Below are 18,552 nucleotides of genomic sequence, written 5' to 3'. Positions count from 1 at the left end.
CTTTATTTTTTCCCAATGATCCAATTTTCCCACGATCAGGATTTGGCATTCAGAATGTACCAAAACTTGGTTGAGTTGTTCTTTTGTTAACGTAGCATAAAAGGGTACAGATATACCCCCTGCAGCGGCAATAGCTAAGTCTGCCATCATCCAATGGGCAGAGTTTTTGGAAAGAATGCCTACATTTTTCGAGCCTTTTTTAAGCTTATTCTGAATGAATTGGGCTATTTTTTTAACTTCAACTGAAGCCGCAGAAAAGGAATAATCAATGTATTGATCTCCAATGGGTTGCCTTAAATAAAGTCGATCAGGAGTGTGCTTTGCCCAATGAAGAAAATTCTCCAAATTGCTTTGGTAATGCGAAATCATGTGGTGTATCTAGAGGTTTATTAGGAAGGAAAAATAAAACTTATTTCCTTTAAATCATAGGATTCTACCGTGAATTCTTTTTCAATTTCTAATAATCCTTTTTCGTTTACTCCTATAATTTTACCTTCGAATTTCTCATTTGCAGCCTCATATAATGCCCATTGAGAACGTCTGAATAATTTTTCGTGGTAAATTTCGTCTATTCTATTGAATGCCTCACTTGAGAATTGAACATAAGCCTCTTCGATGCCTTCAGATAGGTATTTGTAGATTTCAGTTAGTGAAATAGCTTGTGGTAAATCTAAATAAGAGCGGAGTGAAGTGCCTCTGATATTTTCAAAAGTTGTTTGATTGATATTCAGTCCAATTCCGATAATGGAGAAACTCCATTTTCCTGCTTGAATATTATTTTCAATCAGAATGCCACCCATTTTAACACCATCTAAGTAGATATCATTCGGCCATTTGATCTCAAAATTGAAATTTTCCCCTTGGGTAGTGCGAGACCATGCTTCCAAACCAGATAAAATTCCAATGGCTATGGCTTTGCTTAAAAAGAATTGCTTCTCTAGTAAATGGTGTGGAGGACGTAACAAATAGGAGAGCGTCAGATTTTGATTAGGTTCAGCATTCCAGGTATTTCCTCTTTGACCTCTTCCTGCGGTTTGATGGCCAGCGATCCAGGCGAATCCTTCTTCTATATCTGCATTTAAAGCATCAGATAATGCCAAAGAATTAGTCGATGGACAAATGTCTAGATATTTACTCTTTTTGCCGACGAAGCGCGTATTGGCTTGGTAATTGTTCAATTATTATTTGTAATTTTAGGGTTACAAGAACAAATTTAGATTTTAATTCGTTATTGGTTTCTTGTTACACAAATTAATACTGAAAAAACATTTATGAGTAAAACGCTTAAGAAAACCGCTAAGCAAGTCGAGGCGTCAAAGGAAATGGTTAGCTGGGTGGTGAAAGGCATGCAGGATAAAAAAGCACAAGAAATTACGGTGTTGGATTTGCGAAAAGTGGATAATGCATTTACCGATTTTTTTGTGATTTGTTCAGGTACTTCAGACACGCAAATTGACGCAATCGCTGATTCAGTGGATAAACAAGTGTGGGAATCAGGTAAAATACATGTACATGCGGTTGAGGGTAAAGCGAATCGTGAGTGGATTTTGATGGATTATTATGATGTCATCGTTCACGTATTCTTGAAGGATAAACGTGCGTTTTTTAAGTTAGAAGAGTTGTGGGGTGATGCTAAATTTACCGTGATCCCTGATTAATATTATTTTAGATTTATAGAACCTTTGCACCTATCTAGGTGTTTAATGCCCAACAATAAAAATTCAAAATGGCCAAACAAGGGAATAATTTTAAAAACGCGAAGCGTTCAGGCTTGCAACCAAGAATGCCTAAAAAACCAGCTGGCGGATTCCAGAGCTGGATGGTAGTAGGTCTAATGATCGCCGTTGTCAGCATGTTTTTCTTTTCGAAGGAAACGACTTTACAGCCGATAACGATTAAGCAGTTTGAGTCGATGTTGATTCAAAAAGAGGTAGAAAAGGTGATAATTGTCAACGATAAAATCGTCGAGGTTAGTTTAAAGCCAGCCTTTATTCCTAAGTATTTCAAGAAAAATACAACGCAGAAAGTGGTTCCTACTGGTCAGGTTCCTCACTTTGAATTTGAGATTAATTCGAAAGAAAGTTTTGAGCGTTTCCTAGAGGATCGCCAAAAAGCCTTCCCCCGCGCAGAGCAAATTATGGCTTCTCCAGAGACGAGAACAGGTCCTTTGGACTGGTTAGGTACTTGGGGATTCTTTATTTTGATGGGATTAAGCTTCTATTTTTTATTCTTCCGAATGGGTGGAGGAGCTGGTGGTGGAGGCCAAATTTTCAACATTGGTCGCTCCCGTGCTACATTAATCGAAGGTGAATCGAAAGTAAAAATTACGTTTAATGATGTAGCTGGATTAGATGAGGCGAAAGAAGAGATTCAGGAGATCGTTGAGTTCTTAAAATTCCCTAAAAAATTCACTGATTTGGGCGGTAAAATCCCTAAGGGTGCACTTTTAGTAGGCCCTCCAGGTACGGGTAAAACCTTACTAGCGAAAGCAGTGGCAGGGGAAGCAGGTGTACCGTTTTTCTCTTTATCAGGTTCTGATTTCGTAGAAATGTTCGTAGGTGTGGGAGCAGCACGTGTGCGTGATTTGTTCAAACAAGCGAAAGAAAAAGCACCTTGTATCATCTTTATTGATGAGATTGATGCAGTAGGTCGTTCACGTGGTCGTGGCTCGATGCCAGGTGGAAACGATGAGCGAGAAAATACGTTGAACTCCCTTTTAGTAGAGATGGATGGTTTTGCAACAGATTCAGGTATCATCATCATGGCGGCTACTAACCGTCCAGATGTATTAGATCCAGCCTTATTGCGTCCAGGTCGTTTTGATCGTCAGATCTCCATCGATAAACCAGATATCATCGGTCGGGAGGCTATTTTTAAAGTTCACTTGAAGCCTTTGAAATTAGCGGCAGACACTGACCCTAAAGAATTAGCAGCGCAAACTCCTGGTTTTGCAGGAGCTGAGATTGCGAATGTATGTAACGAAGCGGCTTTAATCGCAGCTCGTCGTTCGAAAACGGCGGTAGATATGAATGACTTCCAAGAGGCGATGGATCGCGTAATTGGTGGTTTGGAAAAGAAGAACAAGTTAATCTCTCCTGAGGAGAAGAAAATAGTTGCGTTCCATGAAGCGGGACATGCGATTGCAGGTTGGTTCTTAGAGCACGCAAATCCATTGGTTAAAGTATCCATTGTCCCTCGCGGGGTGGCAGCCTTAGGTTATGCGCAATACTTGCCTAAAGAGCAGTTCTTATATCGCACAGAGCAATTGATGGATGAGATGTGTGTGACATTAGGTGGCCGTGCGGCGGAGGAAATTGTCTTTGGAAAGATCTCCACGGGCGCTCAAAATGACTTAGAACGCATTACGAAATTAGCTTACTCGATGGTGACCATTTATGGTATGAACGAAAAATTAGGCAATATCTCGTATTATGATTCCAAAGGATCGGAGTATCAATTTAATAAGCCATATTCTGAAACGACTGCACGTGAAATTGATGAGGAGGTTCGTAAAATTATTAAGGAGGCATACGAGCGCACGAAAAAATTGTTGAAATCGAAGCAAGATAAATTGACGATTTTAGCTGAGCAATTATTGAAAAAAGAGGTTTTATTTCAGAGCGATTTAGAGGCTCTTGTTGGACCTCGTCCTTTTGAGCAATTGACTTCTTACCAAGAGTTTATCAAGGGAGAAACGGAGAAAAAACGTAAGGACGCGAAGGATGAGCGTGATTTAGCTGAGGAGAAGAAGAATGCACCTAAAAAGGCTGAGGTAGTTAAAAAGACTCCAGCAAAAAAGCCAGCAGCTAAAAAGCCAGCTACTTCGAAAGAGCTGGCAGCTAAGCCAAGAGCAAGAAAGCCTAAATCAACAGGTACTGATAGTTAATTAATTGGGGCGCCTAAAAGTCGCCCCATTTTTTTGATATGATTCACATTAATCTGACTTCTGGTAAGAAAGTATATTTCGCTTCAGATTTCCATCTGGGTTTTCCGGATGAAAACACTTCAAGAGAGCGCGAAAAGGCTTTAGTTTCTTGGTTAGATCAGGTTCAGTCAGATGCGCAGGATTTATTTCTGTTAGGTGATTTGTTTGATTTTTGGTTTGAGTATAAGACGGCAGTTCCGCGAGGTTTTATTCGCTTTTTAGGGAAGTTATCTGCCTTGGCTGATCAAGGAATTACGATACATATTTTTGTGGGTAACCATGATTTGTGGATGTGGGATTATCTCGAGAAGGAATTAGGCGTTAAAATTTATAGAGAACCAGCTGATTTAATCATCAAGGCAACAAATAAGCAATTTCAGTTGCATATTGGTCATGGTGATGGCTTAGGACCTGGAGATACAGGTTACAAGCTATTGAAGAAAGTGTTCACGAATCGTTTGGCACAATGGTTTTTTGGTTTCTTACATCCGAATGTCGGGATTAGTTTGGCCCATTTATGGTCATCTACCAGTAAAGAAAGTACGATGACAAAAGGCGAGCAAGCATTTAATCCCGATACGGATTATATTTTATCTTATGTGCGTGATGTGGCTCAAATGAAGCCAACCGTTCAAGCCTTTGTCTTTGGCCATCGACATCATCCGATTGCTTTTCCTCTTGCCTCAGGAGCCACTTATTACAACCTTGGGGATTGGTTTAATCCTCATTTTAAAAATGCTTATTATCTCCAGCTAGATGAAAATAAAATCGACTTTATTCATTTTAACGCTGATCGCGTTTAATACGTTTTCTCAGAAGAGAACGATACAATCAACGGAGCAATGGCGCCCAGCTATTCATTTTAGTCCTAAGAAAAATTGGACAAATGATCCCAATGGATTAATCTATATCAACGGCAATTACCATCTTTTCTATCAATATAACCCACAAGGAAACGAATGGGGGAATATGAGTTGGGGTCATGCAAAAAGTAGAGATTTATTGCATTGGGAAGAATTGCCCGTCGCAATTCCCCACGGCAAGGAATACATCTTTTCTGGATGCGTTGTATATGATAAAGACCATGTGTCTGGTTTAGGAGATCCTAACAAGCCATTATTGATTGCCATTTATACAGCAGATTATCCAAATACCTTACAAGAGCAGCATTTGGCTTACTCCAATGATGAAGGACTGACTTGGACGAAATACGATAAGAATCCGGTTTTAAGCATCAATTTGAAGGATTTCAGAGACCCTAACATTATTTGGCATGCACCATCAAAGCAATATGTGATGACGGTGGTGAAACCTTGGGAATATACGGCTCAGTTTTATGGGTCAAAGGACTTGATTCATTGGTCTCTATTGAGCGAATTTGTTCAGCAGGGTGACATTGATATGATTTGGGAATGCCCTTCTTTATTGGAATTACCAGTAGAGAATTCGAAGGAAACGAAGTGGGTGTTAGCTCTATCGAGTCAAGGACCCTACAAAAAGGCGGTTGGAATGCAGTACTTTGTTGGAAATTTTGACGGCAAAACCTTTACCAATGAGGCACCTAAAGAGCAGGTAAATTATGTGGATTATGGCCGAGATTTCTATGCCGCAATTCCCTTTTACAATACGGTGAATAAGGAGGTATTTTGGTTAGGTTGGATGTTAAGTTGGTCTTATGGAAAAGAGCAGCCTACTTTCCCTTGGAAGGGTCAAATGTCACTCGCTAGAACGCTCTCTTTGAAGCGTACTGCGCAGGGTTTAAAATTAAAACAGGTATTAAAGCCTGATTTAACAAGTTCGAAACCAAGTTTTGAAGCTAAAAATTTAGTACTGAAGGGAAGCAAAACTTTATCTGGGATGAAGTTTCTTCAGGATAAGACCTACATCATCGAATTAAGAGTGGATGCAAGCAATGCCAAACAATGGGGTATTGAATTAGGGAATGAGGCCAAAGAAAATCCAGAATTAACGCGTATTGGATTCGATGAGAAGAGCCAAGAGTGGTTTATTGACCGCCGTTTAAGTGGTGTCGTTCCTGCTCCAGGTTTTGATATGATTCAATCTGCTCCCTTGATCAAAGGAGAAGATAAAGTCTTGCAATTGGTGGTAGACCATTCTACTTTAGAATTATTGGCTCAAGATGGCACGGTAGCTATCAGTTCCTTGCGCTTTCCGACTAAAAAAGAGTCTGTTCGATTAGTATCGTTAGGCGGTGAGCTCAGGATAAAGGAATTGCGCATTTGGGAGATAAAATAGCAATTTATTTGTATCTTCCTAAACTTTTAATTTAACCAAAAACGAATGTCACAAATTCACACACGCTTAGAGGTCATGACGGAGCTCGCTAAAAACATGGATTCTTATGTGAAGGATTATTTAGTCCCGATCGAGACCAATTGGCAGCCAGCTGACATGCTACCCGATTCGACTAAGGATTCTTTCTTTGCGGATGTGAAAGCCTTGCAAGAGGCAGCGAACGAACTGCCTTATGATTACTGGGCCGTTTTAGTGGGGGATACCATTACAGAAGAAGCATTACCTACCTACGAATCTTGGTTATTAGGAATGGATACAGTGAATCAAGTGGACCAAAATGATGGCTGGGCACGTTGGATTCGTACCTGGACAGCAGAAGAAAATCGCCACGGTAATTTGCTAGGCACCTATTTGTATTTATCAGGAAAGGTAGATATGAAGGCCGTAGCCGTTTCTACTCAATACTTAATTGCAGACGGATTTGACATTGGAACTTCCGCAGATCCATACCGTAACTTCGTTTACACCTCGTTTCAAGAATTAGCAACGAATATTTCTCACCGACGCACGGCTTCCTTAGCTAAGCAACACGGTAATTCTCTTTTATCTCGTATGTGTGCGCAAATTGCGGCGGATGAATTACGTCACCACAAGGCCTATCGTTCTTTTGTTTCTGAAATTTTTACCTTAGATCCGAACGAAATGATGCTTGCTTTCGCTGATATGATGAAAAAGAAGATTGTGATGCCAGCGCATTTTTTACGCGAAATAAATGGCGCAAAAAGCTCTTTATTCGAGCATTTCTCTGATGCGGCACAACGTTTAGGTGTTTATACGACCACTGATTATGTGACGATCATGAAAGGTTTAATCGCTGATTGGGAAATCGAAAAAATGACTGGATTGAATGAAACAGCAGAAAAGGCACGTGATTATGTGGCAAATTTGCCAGCCCGTTTAGAAAAATTAGCAGATCGAGTTAAGGTGCCTGAATTAGCGTATCCTTTCTCTTGGATTGCGTAAATATGTCAAAGAAGTTATCCATGGATGAGCTCAATAGGCTCGATATATCCGCGTATAAAACCACTGAAAAATTCCCTTATGTGATCGTTTTAGATGACATTAGGAGTATGAATAACATAGGTTCTGCCTTTCGAACAGGGGATGCCTTTAAGTGTGCTGTCATTCATTTGTGTGGAATTACCGCACAACCTCCCCACCGAGAAATTTCAAAAACAGCCTTGGGCGCAGATGAATCTGTAGATTGGTTGTATTTTGAGGAGGGAGCTGCTAGCCGTCAGGCGTTACGAGCGGAGGGATACCAAATCGTATGTGTAGAACAAGTGCAAGGCGCTGTTTCATTAGAGAAATTTGAACCTGTTAAAGGTAAAAAATATGCTTTTGTGTTCGGTAACGAGGTTTTTGGGGTCAATGATGAGTGGATTCAAGAGGCTGATTTTAGTTTAGAGATTCCTCAGTTTGGAACAAAGCATTCTTTGAATGTATCTGTAAGTATGGGGGTCGTTATTTGGGATTTTGTGTCCAAAATTATCGCCTAATTTCGTTCATCCTTTTTATTTTGCGTTCATCCTTTTACCAGGATTCGAACGAAATTTTTGTTTAATTTCGTTTCGTTAAACTCAATCTATGATACTATCTATTCAAAACGTGGTTAAGCGTTATGCAGATCACACAGCGCTTGCAGGAGTTAGCTTGGAGATTCCTAAGGGGCAGATTTTTGGGCTTTTGGGTCCCAATGGTGCTGGAAAAACTTCACTCATTCGAATAATTAACCAGATAACTGCTCCTGATGAAGGACGTGTCTTGTTCGATGGAGAACTTTTACAGCCGAAGCACGTCGAGCAGATAGGTTATTTGCCGGAGGAGCGTGGCTTGTACAAGAAAATGAAGGTAGGGGAGCAGTTACTTTATTTGGCCCAATTAAAAGGACTTTCTAAGGCAGAGGCGCAGAATAGATTGAAGGATTGGTTTATCCGTCTGGATATAAAAGATTGGTGGAATAAGCAGGTAGATGATCTCTCCAAAGGAATGCAGCAAAAGACCCAGTTTATTGCTACCGTGGTACATGAGCCTAAATTATTGATTCTAGATGAGCCTTTTTCAGGTTTTGACCCCATCAATGCGAATATGCTGAAAGATGAGATTTTGGGGTTGAAAGAAAGGGGGACAACGATCTTATTTTCTACCCACCGCATGGAATCGGTCGAGGAATTATGCGATAGCATTGCGCTGATTAATCGTTCTCAGGTAGTATTAACGGGCGAAAAAGATGAGGTGAGGAATCGGTTCAAAAAGTTTGAGTACGAGATCTCCTATTCGGGTCAATTAGCTGATTCCAAGGCATTTGAAATCATTAGTGTCGACCCTCAAAAGAACAGAGCAACTATCAAATTGACTCAGCCTGACCAAACGAATCAAGCCATTGCAGCCCTAATCAAGCAAGTTGATTTATTTGAGTTTAAAGAGGTGATTCCATCCTTTAATGACATATTTATTCAAGTAGTAGCCGAAACGAAATAAGCCATGAACAAGATATTATTAGTGATTCAGCGGGAATATTTGACCCGTATTCAAAAGAAATCCTTCTGGATAGCCTCTTTGTTAGGGCCTATTTTAATTACGGCTATTTATGCCGTACCTATCTGGTTAGCGATGCAAGATAAGGAAGTAAAGCGGGTAGAGATTTTAGATGAAAGCGGCTTGTTTCAAATTGCAGATCTGAAGGATAAGGAAGTGGAGTTTACTTTAGTGAAAAAACCTGCTGAGGAATTGAAAAAGTCATTTACGAAGGAAGGATATACTGCTTTTGTACATCTTCCAAAGGATATTTTGACGCAATCAAAAGAGCTCAAAATCTATTCGGAAAAGAATTTAAGCTTGCCTTTAAAGTCAACGATTGAGCGGGTCATTGAGAAAAAGGTAAGAGCTACACTCATGAAAGAAGCAGGAATAGCTTCAGATATTTATGATAAAACGCAAGTAGACGTGGGTAGTGAGACCATTACGGTTTCTGATTCAGGTAATGAAACGAGTTCATCTTCAGGCGGGGCTATGATATTAGCTGGTGTGATGGGAATGCTACTTTATATCACCTTGTTATTGTATGGATCACAAGTAATGGCTGGCGTAATTGAAGAGAAAAGTAGTCGTATAATTGAAGTGATTATATCGTCTATCAAGCCTTATCAGTTAATGCTAGGTAAGATTTTAGGGGTAGGAATGGTGGGCTTAACCCAGTTTTTATTGTGGATTGTGTTAACGATTGGCTTGTCACAGGTGGCGTCGACTTTCTACTCTGTAAGTCCGGTAAAGCAGAAAATGGAGCAAATGAAAAAAGTGGATCCAGAGGCAGCTAAACAAGTAGAAAATGCGTCTCCTATGTCGGAAGTAACCAAAGTGATCGAAAGCACGAATATTCCGTTAGTCGTAGGTGGATTTCTGTTCTATTTCTTGTTTGGGTATTTATTGTATAGCTCTCTTTTCGCAGCGATAGGTAGTGCGGTAGAGAATACAGCTGAAGCGCAGCAATTTACTTTTATCGTTATGTTACCGATTATTTTGGCATTTGTGATGGCACAATTCACGATGCAGGATCCGGATAGTACGATGGCTTTTTGGGCCTCCATGATCCCCTTCACATCGCCGATTAACATGATGGTTCGGTTGCCTTATGGCGTTCCGATGTGGGAATTAGCGACTTCCATGGTTTTATTAGTCATAGGATTCCTAGGATGTAGTTGGATTTCTGCCCGAATATACCGTGTAGGAATTTTGATGTATGGTAAGAAAGTTACGGTCAAAGAGATGGCCAAATGGCTTTTTTATAAAGGTTAACTCGCCAGCCAATTAGCTAATTCTTCTGGTTTGAATCCAGCGAAACATCTGTCATTTTGGACCAAAATAGGTCTCTTGATGGCAGATGTTTTTTCTTGTAGATAGGTGAATACATCTAGATTTGCTTTTTCGGTATCGCTTAACTGACGGTAGGTGCTCCCCTGTTTGTTCAACACCGTTTCTTCGCCTAATTGCTCGATGAAATAGCGTAGTTGCGCGGCCTCGATGCCACTTTTTTTATAATTATGAAACGCAAAAGGAATCCCTTTTTCGTTTAAATAATCAAACGTTTTTTTCATCGTATTGCAAGCAGGAATTCCGTAAATAGTGAGCATCTTATTGATTTTGGTGGTATTTTTGTGAACTAAGACAAATTTAATACAAAACATCGTATGGAGTATAGAATTGAAAAGGATACTATGGGTAAGGTGCAAGTGCCTGCTCATGTTTATTGGGGCGCTCAGACGCAACGTTCCATTGAGAATTTCCCGATTGCTCAAGATATTAATAAGATGCCCAAAGAGATTATTCGGGCTTTCGCTTTTCTAAAAAAGGCAGCGGCGATTACGAATTTTGAGGCGGGAGTGTTAGAGGAAGCGAAGAAAAATTTAATCGCTCAAGTTTGTGACGAGATTTTAGAAGGCCAATGGGCAGATCAATTCCCTTTAGTGGTTTGGCAAACTGGTTCAGGTACCCAATCTAACATGAATTGCAACGAAGTAATTGCCTACCGTGCACACGTTTTGCAAGGGGGTAATTTACTCGATGAGCAGAAATTTGTACATCCAAACGATGATGTAAACAAGTCCCAATCCTCCAACGATACATTCCCTACGGCGATGCACATTGCGGCCTATCAAACGCTAGTAGAGGTAACCATCCCTGGAATTACAAAATTGCGTGATACATTGGCTGCCAAAGCAAAAGCCTTTAAAAATGTGGTTAAAATAGGTCGTACACACTTTATGGATGCGACTCCATTGACATTAGGTCAAGAATTTTCTGGTTATGTTTCGCAATTAGATCACGGTTTACGTGCAATCAATAACTCCTTAGCGCATTTATCTGAGTTAGCATTAGGGGGAACGGCTGTAGGAACGGGTATTAATACGCCTAAAGGTTATTCTGAGAACGTAGCAAAGCACATTGCAACATTAACAGGATTGCCATTTGTAACGGCTGAAAACAAGTTCGAGGCATTAGCTGCCCACGATGCGATTGTAGAGGCGCACGGAGCCTTAAAAACAGTTGCAGTTAGCTTAATGAAGATCGGAAACGATGTTCGTATGCTTTCTTCTGGCCCTCGTTCAGGGATTGGAGAAATCTATATTCCAGATAATGAGCCAGGCTCTTCAATCATGCCGGGTAAGGTAAATCCAACACAATGTGAGGCGATGACGATGGTAGCTGCGCAAGTAATGGGTAACGACGTTGCTATCGGAATCGGTGGTTCAAACGGCCATTTTGAGCTAAATGTGTTCAAGCCAGTGATGATTTATAACTTCTTACACTCTGCTCGCCTAATCGGTGATGTGTGTGTGGCATTCAATGATAAGTGTGCAGTAGGTATCGAACCATTGCATGATAACATTAAGAAGCACGTAAATAACTCATTGATGTTAGTTACCGCTTTAAATACAAAGATCGGATACTACAAAGCAGCTGAAATTGCTCAGACTGCGCACAAAAATGGCTCTACGCTTAAGGAAACAGCGATTTCTTTAGGTTATTTAACTGCTGAGGAATTTGATGCTTGGGTTAAGCCTGAGAATATGGTAGGCGAGATCAATCTATAAGGAGAAGAAAAATACGCGATTCTCGTCGCGAATAAATAAAAAAGGCTCATACATTCAGTATGGGCCTTTTTTTATGGGTTTACTTGGCATTTAAGCCATTTCTCTCAACTCTAAGCTATAAAACTCGTTCGGGAAAGGAAAGCTTGCTGCAATTTCTTCGGCTACTTGTAAGTCAGGCAAAATTAGTGTGACGATCTGAGAAATTTCTCCACCATCGATTTGCGAAATCAGTAGATGGTCTAAAATTCCACTTTGATTTAGGGCCTTTTTTTCACCTGAAAATTTCTGAAAAAGCATATCTGCGTAGGTCGATTTTAGACCTTTCAACCAGGTCCGAATTTGGTCTAATTCAGCTTCTGATGCAAGGCTAGATTCGCTGGAAATTCCGCTGACTGGACCTCTAATAATGAACACAAATCGCTTCATAAAAAATTGTATTATTCTACTAATTTAAAATTCGGACTGGAATTTATCAAAAGGATTTTCCTTCGGTATTTTCGGAGTTGGAATGGATTTTTCTTTCGGAGCTACCTTCGCTTTTGGTAGGAAAGGGGAGAGCCATTCATCTAATTGACGAAGTGCATCCTTCTCTAATGAATAATAAATGAAGACTCCATTTCTACGCGTACTCACTAATCCTGCATCTTTCAAAACTGATAAATGCCTGGATATAGTAGGGGCGGCGTAGTCAAATTGATCAAATATAGCCGTAGCAGGAAGCTCTCCGTCCTTTAATAGTTCGATGATTTTCCTTCTAGACTCATCCCCTAAAGCTTTTGCTATGTTCTCTACAGCCATGCTATTATTTGATATTTAGCTAAGTTAATATATTGATTTTAAATCTCCAAATCAACATATTGATATGCTTGTTAGCGGTTATACTAATTAATTAGCAATATAGACAAGTAATATTTAGCAATTTAGATAATTGATATTATCAATATATAGCAGTATTGCTAAATATTAGAATAGAGAGTAGAGATGGTAAGTGGTAAATGATGGATGGTGAATGGTGAATGGGCATACTCTTCTGGACTAGCGACTAGTGACTATCGACTACCGACTAAGTCGTAGTCGACTAAGTCACGAAGTGACGACTAAGCTGCAAAGCAGCGACTACTGAGTAACATACACCCTCTTAACCCGTTCACTGATGTTTGTCATCAATTCGTAAGGGATGGTTTCAGCTAGTTTTGCTAATTCGTATAATTGTATTTTTCCGCCAAAGGCAATAGCGGTATCTTCGAGTGTAATGTCTGGAAATTCACTAATATCTACCATGCACATATCCATGCAAATGGAGCCCACGGTAGGGCATAAATGACCCTTGATTTCGAAGCTTCCTTTACCCATGCCAAGGGTTCTTGAATAGCCGTCTGCATAGCCGATTGCAAGGGTAGCAATTCGGCCTTTTCCGTTCAATTTTCCGCGTCTTCCATAGCCGATTGTCTCGTCTGGAGCTATGTTTTTGATCTGGGAAATGGATGTTTTTAGTGTTAATACGTTTTCGATTTTGTTTTTTACGTTCGGATTACCTGTAATTCCGTATAAACTGATGCCTAATCTAACCATATCTATGCGTGCAGATGGGAAATTTGAGATGGCAGCAGAGTTAGCGATATGTTTGATTGTTTGATAGCCTAGACTGCTTTCAATTTTGGCGGCTGCAAGCTTGAATTTTGTAACTTGCTCTTCTGTGAACTCAGCGTGTTGTGGGCTGTCTGCTGCGGCTAAATGACTGAGTATGCTAGCTACCCATAGATGAGGCATTTGGGCCAAGTTTTCGCTTAATTCTTCGATTTCAGAACTATCAAAACCTAATCTTTTCATTCCTGTATCAAGCTTGATATGGATTTTGATATTTTTGCTTTGTGATGTTCCGTATTCGTCGATGGCTTTTAGTAGTTCGAAGCTATAGATTTCGGGTTCTAATCCATTTTCTGTTAGTTTATCTAAATCATCTATTTGAGGATTCATGACCATAATAGGCAAATAAATTCCCTGTTTACGTAAGTAAACTCCCTCATCTGTATATGCTACGGTTAAATAATCTACACCACTATTTTGTAATAAAGTGGCTATTTCGATGGCCCCAGTGCCATAGGCAAAGGCTTTGACCATCACCATTAATTTTGTTTCTGGGCCAATATCTTTCTTAAAATACCTAAGATTGTGTTGTATGGCGTCTAAATTGACCTCTAGCTGTGTTCTATGGGATTTATTTTCAAGTCTATTGGCTAGTTTTTCAAAATTGTATTTTCTGGCCCCTTTTAGTAGAATTTGGCTTTGGATGATGTTATTTAATTGACCTGAAGAAATTAGGTCTTCTGTATTGTGATAAACGTCTATTTCTTTGAAAAATCTTTTATTTCGGATTATTTGATCACCTATTCCAATAACTCGATCTATTTTATGCTGATGAATCAAGGTGGCAATGGTTGTGTATAGTTCTTCTTCGGGAATGCCTGTTTCAAGAAAATCACTCAGAATTAATACACTTTTCTTCGTACTATTTTTTTTCAAAAGGGGTAATGCGAGTCGCAAGCCATCTAAATCATTGTTGTAGGAGTCATCGATTAAGGTATTTCCACGTAAGCCTTCTTTCATCTCTAAACGCATAGAAATGGGCTTTAATGCGTGTGATTTGATACGTATTTCTTCTCGGCTGAGGCCTAGAATCGATGCCATGATGAGGCAATGTGTGCTATTTTCTAGTGAAGCGTCGTCGTTAAAATCGATTAGACTGTCGATAAATGTTTCACTTTGGGCAGCCTTTATTACTTTGATTTGGGCTGTTTTGCCTTTTGTTTGCCAAAAAGTGAACAAGCCTTTATCTGGGCTGATTGTATTCCATCCGATGAGTTCGCAAGAGGGGTTAGTTTCCTGCATGATTTGTTTGATGGGATCATCTTGGAGATTAGTGATTCGATAGACGAGTTTTTTTGCCTTTTTAAAGAGTTGTAACTTTTCTCTTAGTTTCTCCTCATCTGAACTGAAATTAGAGCCGTGTGCCTCTCCAAAATGCGTAAAAATACCATAGTCAGGTTGGAGCATAGTTTCAATTTTGCTCATTTCGCCTTTTTGGGAAATACCTGCTTCGAAAATACCTAGGTTATGTTTCTCTTGAATAGCCCAGATAGATAGTGGAACCCCTATTTGGGAATTATAACTCTTAGGGCTTTTAATCACCTTGTAGCGGGAACCGCAAAGAGTGGCAAGCCATTCTTTACAAATGGTTTTACCGTTCGATCCGGTAATGGCAATTATAGGGAAATTGAATTGTTCCCGGTGTTGTTTGGCGATAGTCTGCAGCGTTTTAATGCTGTTTTCTACTACATATATATTCGTTTGCTCCCATTTGGCCGCTTTATCAACTATTGAACCATGCCAGGCCGATTCTTCTACAATAAATTCACGAACTCCTTTCGCATACAAGGATTCCACATATTGGTGCCCATCGTGATTAAGACCGTTAACTGCAAAGAAGGCAGTTTTAGCTGGTTCGTAAATTTGACGGCTATCAAGACTTAAGTAGCTGGCGCGTAGGTGGGCAGGGTTTTTATGCTGAATCATGAATCTAAAATACAAAAAGGCGAGGAAAACACGCCTCGCCTTTTGTTAATTTATGTGAAATAGGCTAATTAAGCCTCTAAAGCAGCAACTCCTGGTAAAGTTTTGCCTTCCATATATTCTAATAAAGCGCCACCGCCCGTTGAAACGTAGCTAACGCGATCGCCATAACCGGCATTGTTAACAGCAGAAGCAGAATCACCACCTCCAATTAGAGAGAAGGCGCCATTTTCTTCTGTTGCTTTCACAACCGCATCAGCGATAGCGTTTGTTCCGATAGCGAAGTTAGAGAATTCAAAAACACCCATAGGACCATTCCAAAGGATTGTTTTTGATTTTGCAATGGTCTCCTGGAATAAAGCAATGGACTTAGGACCGATATCTAAACCTTCCCAACCATCAGGAATACATCCGCGTTCTACGGTTTGACGGTTTGCGTTGTTGTTGAAATCATCGGCGCAAACATTGTCTAAAGGCATAATTAAGTTCACGCCTTTGGCCTTCGCCTTCTCGATTAATTGCTTCGCTAAATCTACTTTATCTGGCTCAGAGATCGATTTACCAATCTTTCCTCCTTCTGCAAGAGAGAAGGTATAGGTCATTCCACCACCGATGATTAAATTATCCACTTTGTCCAAAAGACGCTCGATAATCAAAATTTTATCTGAGATTTTAGAACCACCCATGATTGCCGTGAATGGGCGCTCTGAATATTCTAGAATCTTTTGTGCGTTATCTAATTCTGCTTGCATCACATAGCCACTCACTTTATCAGTGAAGAACTGGCCGATAACCGCAGTAGAAGCGTGTGCACGGTGTGCGGTTCCGAAAGCGTCGTTTACCCAAACATTACCCAAGCGAGCTAGTTTTTTGGCAAAATCAACATCCCCTTTTTCCTCTTCCTTGTAGAAACGAAGGTTTTCTAAAAGCAAGATTTCACCTGCTTGTAAACCGTTCGCTAATTCAACCGCCTCATCTGAAATGCAATCAGTCGCAAATTTTACTTTCACGCCAAAAACCAATGACAAAGGCGTCACTAAGTGTTTTAACGAATATTTTTCGGTAGGACCATCCTTCGGACGACCTAGGTGAGACATTAATACAACCGATCCACCGTCTTTCAAAATCTTTTGAATCGTTGGAATCGTCGCCTTGATTCGGGTATCATCTGTAATTTCGAAACGCTCATTCAATGGAACGTTGAAATCAACACGTACTAACGCTTTTTTACCAGCAAAATTGAAATTAGCAACAGTTTGCATATTTTTGTTTTGATTTATGAATAAAAGGATATTCCCCTAAAAAGGTAGACAAAGATAAACAATAATGCGGAATGATCGAAAAATTGAGATAGAATTGTCTGAAACCTATTATTGGGATCATTTCAGCTATATTCTGCGCTATATTGATCGGCATTATTTGCCTCTTTTGCAGGAAAGAGAAATAGTATTTTTAAAAGATTTTTCTGAACTTCCGTTCGCTGCGCAATGCTTGTATTTGCGATTAGCCTCCCGTCGCTCGGCTTATTTTCGGATTGAAAAATTAAACTATCCTGAAATAGGAAATTTAGCAACTCCTTTGCAGATTTTACACTTGTCTGGTTTCTTGATGGACGTAGTAGAAGGGGTTGAATCGATATTTACGAAGCAGGAATGTGTGATTTTGGCCAAAAAACAAGGCATCAAAGTCACTTCCTCCGCCTCCAAAGAAGAAGCGGCAGCACTCGTTTCTTCCCCTGATCTAATCGCCGCATTTTCTGACGGAGTCGTAGCTCCCATTCGGATGGAGGTTTTTGCCTTTCTTCAGTTCTTGTTTTTCGGTACGCGTTCTAGGGATTTAACGGATTTTGTAGTGAAGGATTTAGGCCATCGAGCCTTCGTGGAAGTGCAAGAGGATGACTTAAAGCCCTATTTTCAAACTCGGGAGGAAGCAGAACAGAAATGGGCCATTTCGTTGTGGCGAGAGTGGTTTTATACATCTTCTTTTAGTGCAGATGAGATGCTAGCTTCGTGGCGGGTGCATATGTTGCCTTTAGCTTCTAGTTTGCTAGAACCATCCATTCGAGCATTTGAAAAAGCCTGTTATGCCTTAGGTCGTTTATTAGAGCGCGAAAAGGCCTATGTAGAGGCTTTGGAGGTTTATGAGGTTTCTTTAAGCGGTGCTTCAATGGAACGTCGAGTTCGGGTATTGCAGAAAATGGGGGAGATGGAGGAAGCCATCAACTGGGCTCGCTTCGGATTAGAGAAATGTGATTCTCCTACAGAGATTCATTTTTTCGAAGATTTTCTGGCCAAACAGGCCTCTAAGAAATCAATTAAACAAGTCACCTCTTCGTTAAAGCAAGCTGAATTAATCGAGATTTCACCAGAATACATCGGTCAAGTCGAAGCTGGAGTAGCCGCCTATTTCGAAGCTCAGGGCTATTATGCGGCTTTTACAGAGAACCAGATTTGGCGCAATTTCCTCGGTTTATTCGCTTGGGATTTGATCTTCTCAGAGCGCAAAGAAGGTTTTCATCACCCTTTTCAATGGGCACCTAGTCATTATGGGAGGGAATCTTTTGCGGGAGAATTGCCAATTCATTTACTGTCTGACCGCATTGAGCTTCTAGCCATCTTGCGCGCTCGGGCCGCTGAGAACCAAGGTGCGATGAATCCATTGGTGGATTGGTATTCCCTCGATTTTGATTTAATGGAACGTTTCTTGATTGCCATGCCTGCAGATGGTCTGGCGGCCATTGCACACTATATGTGGACCCATTTAGGTACGCATGTGAAAGGTTTCCCCGATTTATTTATCCAAAAGGGTGATGAGTATGCCTTCGTCGAAGTGAAATCCCCGAACGATCATTTATCGGCTATTCAGCATTTCTGGCACGATTTTATGAAAAGGAATGGGGTTTCTATACGATTGATTAGGTTGAAGTATAAAGGAGAGTAGAGAGTAGAGATAAGAGAGTATAGAGTAGAGATGGTGAAAATGGTAAGTGGTGAATGGTGAATGTTGGAATCAAAGGGGGCAAATTTCAAAGAGCAAAGTTCAAAGTTCAGAGACGGAATCGCCGAAGTGGCGATGGTATAGTGGGTTTTAGAGTAGAGAGTATAGATAATAGAGTAGAGATGGGATGGTAAGTGGTGAATGGTAAATGTT

Annotated in this window: 17 protein-coding genes; 10 read left to right on the top strand and 7 right to left on the bottom strand. The window is 40.3% G+C overall.

Features of this window, described 5'->3' with window-relative positions; all coding sequences use genetic code 11:
- The coding region (locus ACILP5_RS03135; RefSeq protein ID WP_395617200.1) for an AMP-binding protein at positions 1-369 on the bottom strand (369 nt) is incomplete at its 3' end.
- A 20-nt stretch (positions 370-389) separates the two neighbouring features.
- Positions 390-1,178, bottom strand: coding sequence for a biotin--[acetyl-CoA-carboxylase] ligase (locus tag ACILP5_RS03130; protein ID WP_395617199.1), 789 nt, complete (start codon positions 1,176-1,178; stop codon positions 390-392).
- A gap of 93 nt (positions 1,179-1,271) precedes the next feature.
- Between ACILP5_RS03130 and rsfS the strand changes: the two genes are divergently transcribed.
- The 8 genes from rsfS to ACILP5_RS03090 all read left to right on the top strand — a co-directional run bounded on the left by rsfS (position 1,272) and on the right by ACILP5_RS03090 (position 10,036).
- Positions 1,272-1,658 (top strand): ribosome silencing factor, encoded by a 387-nt coding sequence (gene rsfS / locus ACILP5_RS03125; protein WP_395617198.1) that lies wholly within the window; start codon positions 1,272-1,274, stop codon positions 1,656-1,658.
- A 68-nt stretch (positions 1,659-1,726) separates the two neighbouring features.
- A complete protein-coding gene (gene ftsH, locus ACILP5_RS03120; protein ID WP_395617197.1) occupies positions 1,727-3,886 on the top strand; it encodes an ATP-dependent zinc metalloprotease FtsH in 2,160 nt (719 codons plus the stop codon).
- Positions 3,887-3,924: 38 nt separating this feature from the next.
- The gene (locus ACILP5_RS03115) at positions 3,925-4,728 is read left to right on the top strand and encodes a UDP-2,3-diacylglucosamine diphosphatase (protein ID WP_395617196.1); all 804 of its coding nucleotides are present in this window, start codon (positions 3,925-3,927) and stop codon (positions 4,726-4,728) included.
- Positions 4,682-6,181: a glycoside hydrolase family 32 protein gene (locus ACILP5_RS03110; protein WP_395617195.1), complete on the top strand. Its 1,500-nt coding sequence runs from the start codon at positions 4,682-4,684 to the stop codon at positions 6,179-6,181. Before ACILP5_RS03115 ends, ACILP5_RS03110 begins: the two co-directional genes overlap by 47 nt.
- Before the next feature lie 45 nt (positions 6,182-6,226).
- On the top strand, positions 6,227-7,204 hold the full coding sequence (locus tag ACILP5_RS03105; RefSeq protein ID WP_395617194.1) for an acyl-ACP desaturase: 978 nt from the start codon (positions 6,227-6,229) through the stop codon (positions 7,202-7,204).
- Between the two features lie 2 nt (positions 7,205-7,206).
- Positions 7,207-7,740 (top strand): TrmH family RNA methyltransferase, encoded by a 534-nt coding sequence (locus ACILP5_RS03100; protein ID WP_395617193.1) that lies wholly within the window; start codon positions 7,207-7,209, stop codon positions 7,738-7,740.
- Positions 7,741-7,828: 88 nt separating this feature from the next.
- Positions 7,829-8,722: an ABC transporter ATP-binding protein gene (locus ACILP5_RS03095; protein WP_395617192.1), complete on the top strand. Its 894-nt coding sequence runs from the start codon at positions 7,829-7,831 to the stop codon at positions 8,720-8,722.
- Positions 8,723-8,725: 3 nt separating this feature from the next.
- On the top strand, positions 8,726-10,036 hold the full coding sequence (locus ACILP5_RS03090) for an ABC transporter permease (protein ID WP_395617191.1): 1,311 nt from the start codon (positions 8,726-8,728) through the stop codon (positions 10,034-10,036).
- On the opposite strand, the gene ACILP5_RS03085 is transcribed toward ACILP5_RS03090, so the two are convergent.
- Positions 10,033-10,371: a Spx/MgsR family RNA polymerase-binding regulatory protein gene (locus ACILP5_RS03085; protein ID WP_395617190.1), complete on the bottom strand. Its 339-nt coding sequence runs from the start codon at positions 10,369-10,371 to the stop codon at positions 10,033-10,035. The two genes, ACILP5_RS03090 and ACILP5_RS03085, sit on opposite strands and share 4 nt — an antisense overlap.
- Before the next feature lie 57 nt (positions 10,372-10,428).
- On the opposite strand from ACILP5_RS03085, the gene fumC reads away from it, so the two are divergent.
- Positions 10,429-11,832, top strand: coding sequence for a class II fumarate hydratase (fumC, locus tag ACILP5_RS03080; protein ID WP_395617189.1), 1,404 nt, complete (start codon positions 10,429-10,431; stop codon positions 11,830-11,832).
- A gap of 90 nt (positions 11,833-11,922) precedes the next feature.
- Here the strand turns inward: fumC and ACILP5_RS03075 are convergent, their stop codons facing one another.
- The 4 genes from ACILP5_RS03075 to ACILP5_RS03060 form a co-directional block, all read right to left on the bottom strand.
- Positions 11,923-12,258: a hypothetical protein gene (locus ACILP5_RS03075; RefSeq protein WP_395617188.1), complete on the bottom strand. Its 336-nt coding sequence runs from the start codon at positions 12,256-12,258 to the stop codon at positions 11,923-11,925.
- A gap of 24 nt (positions 12,259-12,282) precedes the next feature.
- Positions 12,283-12,630, bottom strand: a complete 348-nt coding sequence (locus ACILP5_RS03070) for an ArsR/SmtB family transcription factor (protein WP_395617187.1) — start codon at positions 12,628-12,630, stop codon at positions 12,283-12,285.
- 318 nt (positions 12,631-12,948) lie between these two features.
- Positions 12,949-15,405: a bifunctional UDP-N-acetylmuramoyl-tripeptide:D-alanyl-D-alanine ligase/alanine racemase gene (locus ACILP5_RS03065; RefSeq protein ID WP_395617186.1), complete on the bottom strand. Its 2,457-nt coding sequence runs from the start codon at positions 15,403-15,405 to the stop codon at positions 12,949-12,951.
- A gap of 68 nt (positions 15,406-15,473) precedes the next feature.
- Positions 15,474-16,664 carry a phosphoglycerate kinase gene (locus ACILP5_RS03060; protein WP_395617185.1) on the bottom strand — a complete coding sequence of 397 codons (1,191 nt, stop codon included), beginning with the start codon at positions 16,662-16,664 and terminating at the stop codon, positions 15,474-15,476.
- Positions 16,665-16,728: 64 nt separating this feature from the next.
- On the opposite strand from ACILP5_RS03060, the gene ACILP5_RS03055 reads away from it, so the two are divergent.
- Positions 16,729-18,342, top strand: coding sequence for a VRR-NUC domain-containing protein (locus ACILP5_RS03055; protein WP_395617184.1), 1,614 nt, complete (start codon positions 16,729-16,731; stop codon positions 18,340-18,342).
- Positions 18,343-18,552 lie beyond the last annotated feature (210 nt).

It is taken from the genome of Aquirufa sp., assembly GCF_044239315.1.
Taxonomy (GTDB): Bacteria; Bacteroidota; Bacteroidia; order Cytophagales; family Spirosomataceae; genus Aquirufa.
Note: the sequence above shows the minus strand (reverse complement) of the source record. Positions and strands in the feature narration are given on the sequence as shown.